Annotated in this window: 10 protein-coding genes; 2 read left to right on the top strand and 8 right to left on the bottom strand. The window is 43.8% G+C overall.

The window, feature by feature from the left end; translation table 11 throughout:
• The first annotated feature begins 55 nt into the window (after positions 1 to 55).
• A complete protein-coding gene (gene dapA, locus ACFQZI_RS03755) occupies positions 56 to 934 on the top strand; it encodes a 4-hydroxy-tetrahydrodipicolinate synthase (RefSeq protein WP_377138596.1) in 879 nt (292 codons plus the stop codon).
• A gap of 131 nt (positions 935 to 1,065) precedes the next feature.
• On the opposite strand, the gene ACFQZI_RS03750 is transcribed toward dapA, so the two are convergent.
• Together ACFQZI_RS03750 and ACFQZI_RS03745 are read right to left on the bottom strand one after the other, a co-directional pair.
• Entirely contained in the window at positions 1,066 to 1,242 is a 177-nt protein-coding gene (locus ACFQZI_RS03750) for a histone H1 (RefSeq protein WP_096354567.1), read from the bottom strand.
• A 286-nt stretch (positions 1,243 to 1,528) separates the two neighbouring features.
• The gene (locus ACFQZI_RS03745; RefSeq protein ID WP_377138592.1) at positions 1,529 to 2,680 is read right to left on the bottom strand and encodes a hypothetical protein; all 1,152 of its coding nucleotides are present in this window, start codon (positions 2,678 to 2,680) and stop codon (positions 1,529 to 1,531) included.
• A gap of 104 nt (positions 2,681 to 2,784) precedes the next feature.
• Here ACFQZI_RS03745 and ACFQZI_RS03740 point away from each other — a divergent pair, with 104 nt between their 5' ends.
• Entirely contained in the window at positions 2,785 to 3,522 is a 738-nt protein-coding gene (locus tag ACFQZI_RS03740; protein ID WP_377138589.1) for a DUF5020 family protein, read from the top strand.
• Positions 3,523 to 3,570: 48 nt separating this feature from the next.
• On the opposite strand, the gene ACFQZI_RS03735 is transcribed toward ACFQZI_RS03740, so the two are convergent.
• From ACFQZI_RS03735 to murG, 6 genes are all read right to left on the bottom strand, one after another.
• A complete protein-coding gene (locus ACFQZI_RS03735; protein WP_377138586.1) occupies positions 3,571 to 4,806 on the bottom strand; it encodes an aminotransferase class I/II-fold pyridoxal phosphate-dependent enzyme in 1,236 nt (411 codons plus the stop codon).
• 109 nt (positions 4,807 to 4,915) lie between these two features.
• Positions 4,916 to 6,523: a cell division protein FtsZ gene (ftsZ, locus tag ACFQZI_RS03730; RefSeq protein ID WP_377138583.1), complete on the bottom strand. Its 1,608-nt coding sequence runs from the start codon at positions 6,521 to 6,523 to the stop codon at positions 4,916 to 4,918.
• 210 nt (positions 6,524 to 6,733) lie between these two features.
• Positions 6,734 to 8,083 carry a cell division protein FtsA gene (gene ftsA, locus ACFQZI_RS03725; RefSeq protein ID WP_377138580.1) on the bottom strand — a complete coding sequence of 450 codons (1,350 nt, stop codon included), beginning with the start codon at positions 8,081 to 8,083 and terminating at the stop codon, positions 6,734 to 6,736.
• A 4-nt stretch (positions 8,084 to 8,087) separates the two neighbouring features.
• The gene (locus tag ACFQZI_RS03720; RefSeq protein WP_377138577.1) at positions 8,088 to 9,014 is read right to left on the bottom strand and encodes a cell division protein FtsQ/DivIB; all 927 of its coding nucleotides are present in this window, start codon (positions 9,012 to 9,014) and stop codon (positions 8,088 to 8,090) included.
• Positions 9,007 to 10,362: a UDP-N-acetylmuramate--L-alanine ligase gene (gene murC / locus ACFQZI_RS03715; RefSeq protein ID WP_377138575.1), complete on the bottom strand. Its 1,356-nt coding sequence runs from the start codon at positions 10,360 to 10,362 to the stop codon at positions 9,007 to 9,009. Before murC ends, ACFQZI_RS03720 begins: the two co-directional genes overlap by 8 nt.
• A 45-nt stretch (positions 10,363 to 10,407) precedes the next feature.
• Positions 10,408 to 11,511 carry an undecaprenyldiphospho-muramoylpentapeptide beta-N-acetylglucosaminyltransferase gene (murG, locus tag ACFQZI_RS03710; RefSeq protein ID WP_377138572.1) on the bottom strand — a complete coding sequence of 368 codons (1,104 nt, stop codon included), beginning with the start codon at positions 11,509 to 11,511 and terminating at the stop codon, positions 10,408 to 10,410.
• Positions 11,512 to 11,551 lie beyond the last annotated feature (40 nt).

Raw genomic sequence — 11,551 nt, 5'->3', positions numbered from 1 at the left:
TCCGCACATTAAACCACATTTTACTATCTTAGCGGCCTTATAACATTTCAAGCACATGAACAAATTTCACGGAACGGGGGTTGCGATGGTAACTCCTTTTCAGGCAAATGGGCAGGTGGACTATGATGCTTTACAAAAGCTGATAGACCACCTGATTGACGGCGGGGTAGAATACCTCGTGTCACTTGGTACAACCGGCGAGAGCGCCACATTGGGTAAAGAGGAGAAGAAGCAGGTTTTCGCCTTTACCGCCAAGGCCGTGAATAAACGTGTGTTATTAGTTGCTGGTATTGCAGGTAACAACACATTAGATGTTGTTGCCGAAATTAAAGCTTTCGATACAACCGGCTACGATGCCATACTATCGGCAAGCCCGCATTATAATAAACCAACGCAGGCAGGGATTTACCAGCACTATAAGGCAATTGCCGAGGCTGCCCCCCTGCCAATAATATTATACAACGTGCCAAGCCGTACCGGTACATCGGTAAGTGCCGAAACTACCGTTAGGCTGGCTAAGGATTTTAAGAACATTATTGGTATAAAGGAAGCCTCGGGTAATTTTGAATTGCTGAACCAGTTGTTCCGCGACAAGCCGGAGGACTTCCTGGTCATATCGGGCGATGACCCTATAAGCCTGCAGATGATAGCTATGGGTGCTGTAGGTGTAATATCTGTTGTTGGCAACGCGCTACCAAGGGAATTTAGCAACATGATAAGAAAATGCCTTGCCGGTGATTTTAAGGGTGCACTGCCATCGCACTATAGCATAATAGAATTTACCCGCCTGATGTTTGCCGAAGGCAGCCCTGCCGGTGTAAAATCGGCTTTGAAACAGCTTGGTGTTTGCGGCGATACTTTGCGCTTGCCGTTGGTTAATGTTGGTGCCGATACCGAAGAAAGAATAAAAGTGCAGTTAGGCGTGGTGAAGTGAGACCATCGAATCGAAAGTACGTCATTTCGAGCGTAGCAATGAACGCATTGGAAACTATAAACATAAAAATCCGGGTAGCCAAAACTACCCGGATTTTTTGCTTAAAGTAAATTAACCTATCGACTATTTAATTACGCTTTGTTTTTCGCTTCCTGAACTTCAAGACGAATAGCCTGCGCTAAGTTTTTAAGGTCTTGCATACCCTTACGTACACGGGTACCAGCAGCGCTGTTACCTTTGTTATAAAATTTGTCGGCATCAGCTTCTAATGATGCAACCAGCTCTTTTACTTCAGTAAATTTTTTCATTGTGACTACTCCTTTAATTTTTGAGGTTTATTGTTTATTGAGCTAATCTAAAGTGTTTTTTAATAATAAAAAACTTTTGCCATGTAAAAATAGTGGCTTTAAAGTGGTTTTTTTCCACATTTTTAGCGAAAACGAGGTCAAAACAAGCCCATTTCGGTTGTCTGCCATAAGCCGCAATTATCAAAATGCAAATTATTTAGGCAATTCTTTATATCCCGAATAAAGATTACTCATTTATATTTCAATTATAACAAAGCATAACTTATATAATTGAAAATCAACTTAGTTATTCGCAAACAAACGTTTGCAGATTGAAATTTTTAACTATAACAGGACTTACCCTGGTAGCCTTCATCCTGCCTTTAATAGCGAAAATAGCTACGTAACGTGGTATAAAGCCAATTTTTTTTACGGCGATTTCTTTAAATGCGCCATTAGATGCTGCACCGCCCGCATACAAGAACCTGTACGTCTTATCGTTTCGCTCTATACGTAGGGCAGTGTATCTTAGGTTTGAAGCCATTCCCGGGCTATCAATGCTATCCAAAGCCATTACGGGCCAATGAGCAAATTCTTCAGGCTTTGCATTATGACCGGGCGAGGCGATTGCCTGCACCAACACTTCTTTCGGCTTATTGTAACCGCCGAACATATCGTTATAAGCCAATGATACCCTTATACTCGGGCCATTTAAAGTTGTGTCTGCTAATAATAATAACCCGGCCTGCTGCCACTCTGCCATAGGTACAAAACTCTGCATTTGCAACTCGGCGGTAAAGCAGTCATCCGGCAATGGGCGTGTTAGCAGATTTTTTATTTCGGAACTTATATTGCCATCCGGCCAATTATCACCCTGCAGCGTAAATAAGGTAAGACTGCCCGGCGACTGATTTCTTTTAGCCCAATAAATATTGTCTTTGTCAAGCACTTTCCAACCGGCCTCATTAAGATAACTTTCACTAAGGTCGTGGAAGTTTTCGTTGATCGTTACTTTACCTTGATGAGGAACAAATATTATTACGCCGCAAACAATTACCAACAAAAATACAGCCGGTAAAAGCCAGCTCCTGTTGCTTACCACGGGCTTAGTTGCAGCAGTTTGTACCAATAGTTTATTACGGTACATGTACCAGTAAGGATGATGTGCTTCATCGTTCTTCCGGGATATCTCACTTGTGTAAGGCGCTTTAAGCACATATCGGGCAAGGGTATCCATTGAAGCTATGGACGGATTCTCGTTACGGGTATGATCAAAAACGAAAAACGAATAATTTTTCAGGCTCCGCCATCCTACCGTTAGCCCAGTACTTTCAAATATATGCTGATAAAATAGCTTGCTTTCCGTTTCTGTGATAGGTGCTGTTAATGGTTGGTTAAAGCACCTTTGGTACGCCTCGCGGTACAAATTAACAAATACGGTAATATCAGGCGTTTCCATTACCCAAATATACAATTCCGTTACGTTTCCGTTCCCTTACCGCTTCATTTGATGCTGTCATAAGATTTTTGTATTCGCAATTATGCCAGGCCAAATCTTAACAAATGAAACGCATTCCTTTTCTGTTAATAACTTTTTTGTGTCATCAGCTCGCAGCGCAAACACTACAGCTGCATTACGATGCACGGCACACAATCGATCGAAAAAACAACACTAAAAATTTCACAACCGTGCAATTTGAATATTTTAAGCAGTTAGACACCGGGAAGACCTCTGTAAAGCCGGGTGCCTTCTTTTTAAAATTACAGGCCGACATGCTGGGCGATAAGGCCAATATTGGCAAATATTATATGCAGGTTTCGCAGGAAGTAAGGTTTTGGCGGCCAAAGATCTTTATCAACCTCCAATACAGCGGTGGACTGGGTGTTACCGAACCCAAACAGTATAGTTATTATATCCAAAACGCTTACCAGGCGGGTATAAGTTATCCGTTTAAAATCGGCGACGCTTACTTCAGCAGCGTTTTAAATTACAAATATGTTGCCTACAAAAAACCAAGCAACGATTTTTGGTACACCTTTTATTTTTATAAAGGATTAATGACCTACAAGGCCGAGTTCGCCGGAGATTTTTCCTTCGGTACCGAAAATAAAAACCATGGGGATGATTTTACAAAAACCCTTCATGGAAAACGTTTCCTGTTTTTTGCCGAACCCCAGTTTTGGTACAAGATCAACAAAACCGTCTCATTCGGCACCAAACTTAATGTTTACTATCATATCCTCACAACCGAGGATAAAACGCAGGCCTACCCAACATTAGGCATCAGGGCTAAACTATAAACAAAAAGCCCCGCATCAAATGCAGGGCTTAATTAATAAGTTTGAAACCTAAGCCGCAACCATTTTATAGTGCCCCTCCATTAACCTGGCTGATACCGCATTAAACGCATCCAGCGTTTGCTGTACATCCTCTAACGTATGTAGGGCTGTTGGTATCAACCTAAGCATAATTAACCCCTTAGGGATAACCGGGTATACTACTATAGAACAAAATATACCGTGCTTCTCGCGCAATTCGGTTGTTAAGCTTGTTGCTTCGGTAAGGTCACCTTTTAAAAATACAGGTGTAACCATACTATTGGTAACGCCAATATCAAAGCCCTGGGCAACTAAGCCGTTTTGCAGGGCGCGTGCAACCGTCCAAAGCTTTTCGCGCAATTGCGGGTTTGATCTTAGCAGTTCAAAACGTTTCTTGAGGCCTAATACCATTGGAATAGGCAGGGCCTTGGCGAAGGTTTGAGAGCGCATGTTATAGCGGAGGTAATTGATGATCTCTGTATCGGCAGCTATAAAAGCGCCAATGCCCGCCATAGATTTGGCAAAAGTGCCGAAGTAAAGGTCAACCCCGTCCACGCAACCCTGCGCTTCATGCGTGCCCGAGCCTTTGATACCCATGGTGCCAAAGCCATGCGCGTCATCCACCAACAGGCGGAACGTATATTTTTCTTTTAATTCAATGATCTCTTTCAGTTTACCCTGCGCACCCGACATGCCGAAAACGCCTTCCGTTATAACCAGGATGCCACCGCCGGTTTGCTCAACTACGCGTTGAGCATGCTCCAACTGCTTTTCAAAGCTATCAATATCATTATGCTTGTAAACAAAGCGTTTGCCTATGTGCAAGCGTACACCATCTATGATACAGGCGTGCGACTCGGCATCGTAAACAATAACGTCTTTACGGTCTACTAACGCATCTATAATAGATACCATTCCCTGGTAGCCATAATTAAGCAGGTAGGCGGCTGGTTTGCCCACAAATTCGGCAAGGCTATTCTCCAGTTCCTCGTGATGTATGGTATTGCCCGACATCATCCTGGCGCCCATTGGGTAAGCCATACCATAATCGGTAGCAGCCTGCGCATCGGCTTGGCGCACTTCGGGGTGGTTTGCTAAGCCAAGGTAATTATTAAGGCTCCAAACCAGGTGTTTTTTGCCGTTGAATATCATGTGGGGAGCTATCTCTCCCTCTAAACGCGGGTATGAGAAGTAGCCATGCGACCACTTCTGGTGCTGCCCGATAGGGCCGCCCATATTCTGATTTATCTTTTTAAACAGATCCAATGCTATAAATTTTCTTAGTGTAAACGTGCTGCAAATATGCGTGATTTATCCCTATAACAAAAAAGCCCCTGCATTGTTGCGAGGGGCTTCATATTTGGGTTTAGATCAATTAGTCAACATTATCGTGCAGGAAAGAATTATTGTTCCTGATCTCGGTTTTGCCATCGCTATCAGGCAGTAACGAGAACCTTGATACCTGGCTTTCATCACTCGCCGGTGTTTGCTGTAAAGCGATCTCCTTGCGTTTGTAAGCCGGTATGTTCTCCAGCTCCTGGATGTTGCCGTTACGTAACTTCATGCTCAGGTCTTTCAAACGCATGATACGTTCGCGGGATTTACGCAGTTGTTCTTCTATTGATTCGTCTGTTTTATTTTCGTCGGCATTAACAACCTCCGGCTCGGGTTCAGGCTCAGGCGCTTTTACTTCGGCAACAACCGGCTCGAAATTCATCACTGTTTCGGTTACTTTAAAAGTAAACTCAGATGGGTCATTTTCTTCGGCAGCAGCCGGTGCTTCTTCGTTAAGGTCGTACCTGATGATACCATTATCGGCAGCATCCTGCTCTTCGGCGCGGGCAAACAAGTCAAATAAACCGGTTTGTTTGGGCTCGTCCTTAAGCTTCATATATGGCGTGGTGTCCATTTCAGCATCAGGTTTTACCGGGGTAATAAACTCGTTAACCGGCTTTACCAATGGTGCACTTTCAGGCACCAGCATCGATACTACTTTTTTGTTACTGTTCTCTTTCTCGCGCTCGTCTTTAGTTTGGAAACCTGTAGCGATGATGGTAACAGATAATTTTTCGCCAAGGTTTTCATCAACACAGTTACCCCAAATCAGGTCTGCAGCTAAGCCTGCTTCTTCCTGTATATAATCGGTGATAACGCTTACCTCATCCATGGTCACCTCTTTAAGGCCCGAGCTGATATTTAGTAAGATGTAACGCGCACCTTCAATTTCGTTATCCTTTAATAAGGGCGATGATAAAGCACCTTCAACCGCTTTTAAAGCGCGGTTCTCGCCTTCGGCAGTGCAGCTACCCATTATAGATACGCCACTGTCTTTCATAACGGTGCGCACATCCTTAAAATCCACGTTTATATAGCCAGGCAGTGTGATGATCTCGGCTATACCTTTAGCGGCAGTGGTCAAAATATCATCGGCCTGCCCAAATGCCGAGCTCATGGTTAAATTACCAAAGATCTGACGTAACCTGTCGTTTGAGATCACCAGGAAAGAATCTACATATTTCTTTAGCTCTTCCATACCGGCATCGGCCTGCATTTTACGGCGTTTGCCCTCAAATGAGAATGGAGTTGTAATGATACCTACGGTTAGGATATCCATTTCGCGTGCTGCTTTGGCTATGATAGGGCTTGCGCCTGTACCGGTACCACCACCCATACCAGCTGTAATGAACAGCATTTTGGTATTTGAGCCAAGCATTTGCTTAATATCGTCGATGTTTTCGATAGCGGAGTTTTTACCCACTTCGGGTATAGACCCGGCACCCATACCTTCGGTTAGGCTTGCGCCTAACTGTACTTTATTGGGGATAGGGCTTAGCTCAAGCGCCTGGGCATCGGTATTACAAATAATGAAATCAACACCGGTGATCCCCTGCCTGTACATATGGTTTACCGCGTTACCGCCGCCGCCGCCAACACCAATTACCTTGATGATAGACGATTTTTCCTTTAACATCTCAAACTGCATAATCCTTATTTTCAGCTATATGTATTCTGGTGAATAGATAGATTTTCTTATTGTAATAATATGACTTTTTCCACAAGGTTTTTCCACAAATGTGCACAATGTGGAAAAGTTTTAGGATGTGAATAAAAAGCCCCCTCTAAATCTCCCCCAATAGGGGAGACTTCTTTTCTTGCTCCCTCTCCTTCGGAGAGGGTTGGGGAGAGGCTCCACTTATTTCAAAAAGTCCTCGTCTTTTATATCGTCCTTAATAAATTTCTTGCCCGACTCCAGGATCTTGCCCAGCAGGCCAAATTTTCTGTCGTCGGTATATTTCGTTTTTTCGGCTTTAACTGATGTTGTTGCCGGCACTTCTTTAATGCCATTATATTCCATCTTCTGAATACCTTTTATCAACAGGCCTATACCTGTTGCGAAAGTTGGGCTCTGCAAGTCCTCGTAAACATTCTTTGGTAAAAACTCATTCTTGGCCAAATGCTCGTTAGGGTAACCTACGCGGCAATCTAAACCTGTTACGTATTCAATCAGCTGTGTAAGGTGCTTTAACTGCGCACCACCACCTGTTACTACTATACCTGCAATAAGTTTTTTCTCATAGCCCGATGATTTGATCTCGTAATAAACATGCTCAATGATTTCTTCCATACGCGCCTGGATAACAAAGGCAAGGTTCTTTACTGAGATCTCTTTGGGTTCGCGGCCACGTAAGCCTGGTACGCAAACAATCTCATTCTCTTTGTTCTCTTCTGCCAGGGCCGATCCAAACCTTACTTTCAACTGCTCGGCTATGTTACGCATTACCGAACAACCCTCGCGGATATCCTCTGTAACACTGTTACCACCAAACGGGATAACCGCGGTATGACGAATGATACCTTCGTGGAAGATGGCCACATCTGTTGTGCCACCACCAATATCTACTAAAACCACACCGGCTTCTTTTTCTTCGTCGCTCAATACAGATTCTGACGATGCTAAAGGCTCCAGTATCAACTCCTGACTTTCCAACTGGGCTTTGTTAACACATTTAACAATGTTTTTAATAGCCGTTACCTGGCCAGATATGATGTGGAAATTCGCTTCCAAACGCACACCAGCCATGCCTATAGGGTCTTTCACACCCGGTTCATTATCTACTGTAAACTCCTGCGGTAGTACGTGGATGATCTCCTCGCCCGGAGGCATTACCAGGTTGTACATATCTTCAACCAGCTTATCAATATCCTTGCGGCTTATTTCGGAGCTCAGATCCTTACGGGTAATTAAACCACGGTGCTGTAAGCTTTTTATATGCTGACCCGCTATACCTACATTCACTATCCTGATCTCGACATTTGATTGCGTACCGGCAATATCAACCGCGGCGGTAATACCCTGCACGGTTTTATCGATATTTGACACCATACCGCGCGTTACACCGGCCGATTCGGCCTTTCCTATTCCCAATACCTCTATTTTGCCATTTTTGCTTCTGCGGCCAACTATTGCACAAATTTTAGTGGTTCCTATATCAAGGCCTACTACAATTGGCGAACTTTTTTCTTGTGTCGAACTTTTGTCCATATACTTAGTTTTTAATAGATGTCTTTATCTCTGTGCTTTCTAATACCGGCGCGTTATCGCCATTCCCTACTGTGTCACTTTTAAACGATGCTATCGTTGCCTTCTTTACCGAATCGGCCATAAACTGCTTACGGCGCTTGATCGAATCGATCAATGTTTCATTCCTCACTCCTACAACCTGGTTATAATATTTAATATTGATCAGTTTATAAGCATCCCACCCAACCAAAGGCAAAGCCTGCTTATAAAATATTTTTAAGTTGGCAAACTTTGTAGCCAGCGAATCGGCATTACCCAGCAATATACGCTGGTTGCCTACGCGCGGCACCAATTCTATCTCGTGATCCTGGTTTACATACAGCTGTGCTATCTGCGCATCCCAAAGCGAATCCTTCCTGATAAAATCGGCCGTTTTAAATATCTCTTTTGCCAGCGGCGTGCGTAACGAGTCAACCTTGTTGGCAAACAGCTCATCTATAAAGCCGTTAACCGCCAGCACCCTTGCGGTAAAGTTTTGCGATAACGGCATTTTTAAACCATTCTGATCAACGTAAAAGTCCTGGTCAAAACGGTTCATCATGCGCAGTATGGGTTGGCGCTGGCTAACCTCAACCTGTATAACTCCATCCATATCTACATATACCTTTGCAAATTCAACAAAGGGATTATGCTTCAATTTGTTTTCGAGCGCGTGTATATCTATATTTTGTAAGCGGCGGCCAATAAGCGTATGGCTGGTGGTTTGCAGTATGTTATCAACCTCCTGCCTGTCTAAAAAATATTGATTGCCGGGTATGTATACATTTACTTTTTTACAAACCAACTCTGCCTTCTTCACTTCAATAAAACTCATAAGCACCACCAGGCTGGCCAGGCTGATAAGCCAGCCAAAGCCAATAAGCAGCGGTTTCCATATGCGTTTTTTAAACATTCTCTATAACTTGTTTTAGGGGTAAAACCAACGTATCTATATCGCCGGCGCCTACCGTTAAAAGTAACTCAGGTTTTTCAAATGCCACAATATCAACGCTTTCTTGTTTTCCACATTTGCGCTTATTTAACATTTTCATCCTACTCAGGATCATATCACTATCAACTCCTTCTATAGGCAGTTCACGAGCAGGGTAAATATCTAATAACAATAGCTCATCGGCCATATCAAGTACTTCGGCGAAGCCGTCGGCAAAATCGCGGGTGCGGGTAAACAGGTGTGGCTGAAATATCACCGTTAATTTTTTATTAGGGTATAAACGCTTTACCGATGATATAGCCGCCCGTAACTCTTCGGGGTGGTGGGCATAATCATCAATATAAATTTGCCTGTTGTTTTTTACAATGTATTCAAACCTGCGTTTAACGCCATTAAAAGAACCCAACGCTTCGTGAATAGCCTCTGCAGATACTTCTACATGCAGCGCGGCTTCAATAGCAGCAGTAGCGTTCTCTATATTGTGCAAGCCGGCTATGCCCATTTTAATATCAGGGATGCTGGTTTTACCATCATTAAAATCAAAATAGAAGTTGCCTTCTTCTATTCGCACATTAGTTGCCATAGCCTGCGCCTCGCTATTCATGGCGTAGGTCACGCCCTCAACCAATGGCAGGCCTTTATGGTAAATAAGCGTACCACCCTGCTTTAGCTGCGATGCAAATAGCTTAAACGACTCTTCTAATTGGGAATGATCGCCATAGATATCCAGATGGTCGGCATCCATTGATGTAATAATAGCCACATCGGGGTGCAGGGTCAGGAAAGAGCGATCGTACTCATCGGCCTCTACCACTACAATATTATTAGCGCCATAGAGCACATTGGTTTGGTAGTTGGATGAGATGCCGCCCAAAAAAGCCGAGCAATCTTTACCCGAATCCTTCAGGATATGCGCTATCATGCAGGATGTGGTGGTTTTGCCATGTGTGCCGGCCACCGCAATGGTGTACATGCTTTTGCTGATGATACCCAATACCTGCGACCGCTTTTGCAAGTCGAAACCCTTTCTTTTGAAATAGTTTAGGATCTCTGAATCTTTTGGAATTGCAGGGGTATAAATAACTAGCGTACCCTCATCAACATTTTGAAAACTCATGGGGATAAGATCAGTGTTATCCTCAAACAACATGCATATGCCTTCGTTGTGCAAGCTATCTGTTAGTGGGGTGCTTGTTTTATCGTACCCGCAAACAACACAACCTAAATGGTGGAAATAACGCGCAAGGCCGCTCATGCCTATGCCGCCTATACCTACCAGGTAAACTCTTTTTATGTTGTTTAGTTCCATGTCTTTTAAAAAAGGCTATCTCCCCAAACGGAGAGATTAGCCGATTTAATTGTTGTTTGTTATTTGGATAACCTCTTTCGCAATAACTTCATCAGCTTCGGGCAGTGCCAGTTTGCCAATATTATTGCTTAATGTTCTTTGCAGATCTTTATCATTTAAAAGTGCAAGCACCTTATCTACTAACTTTGTTTCGGCATCCCTGTCTGCCACAAATAGCGCGGCGTTCTCTTCTACCAATGCCAGCGCGTTCTTGGTTTGGTGATCCTCGGCCACGTTTGGTGATGGCACCAGTATAACCGGTTTTTTAATTACACACAGTTCGGCAATTGTACCTGCGCCCGCCCTTGATATAATTACATCGGCAGCAGCATATGCCAGGTCCATACGGTTCAGAAATTCTACCACGCAAATGTCCGGGTGTTTATCGGGCCCTAACTGCTCTAAAATGGTTTTATGATAAAACTTGCCCGTTTGCCATATTACCTGTACATCAGCAGCAACTATCTTATTGATACCTGCCATGATGCTGGTATTTAAAGTACGCGCGCCAAGGCTACCCCCGGTTATCAGTATTGTTTTTTTAAATGATGACAGTTTATAAAGCTCAAGCGCCTGCATATGTTTGCCGGCGATATTCACCGACTCTTTACGGATAGGGTTGCCTGTTTTGATGATCTTATCAAACGGGAAAAACTTCTCCATACCATCGAAAGCCACACATATCTTTTTTGCCCTGCCACCCAACCATTTGTTAGTGATACCGGCGTAAGAATTTTGTTCCTGTAACAGCGCTGGGATGCCCTTTAACGATGCGGCGTAAAGTAACGGACCAGATGCATAACCACCCACACCTACCGCGGCATCGGGCTTAAAATCTTCAATGATCCGGATGGCCCTGCGCACACTCTTAAACAGCTTAATAGGGAACATCACATTCTTCCAAAGTGATTTACGCTGAATACCCTGAATATCTAACCCAATAATTTTATAACCTGCCGCCGGTACTTTTTCCATTTCCATACGGCCGCTGGCGCCAACAAATAGTATTTCGGTATCAGGGTCAAGCTTTTTCAAAGCATTGGCAATAGCAATAGCCGGGAAGATATGCCCCCCAGTACCGCCGCCGCTTATGATAATTCTTTTTGCCATTTCCTTTCTTGCTTCCTAAATCCTGACTTCTTGCTTCTCT

Source organism: Mucilaginibacter lutimaris (genome assembly GCF_042676625.1).
Lineage (GTDB): Bacteria > Bacteroidota > Bacteroidia > Sphingobacteriales > Sphingobacteriaceae > Mucilaginibacter > Mucilaginibacter lutimaris.
The sequence above is the reverse complement of the archived record's forward strand: the minus strand, read 5'-3'. Positions and strand labels throughout refer to the sequence as shown.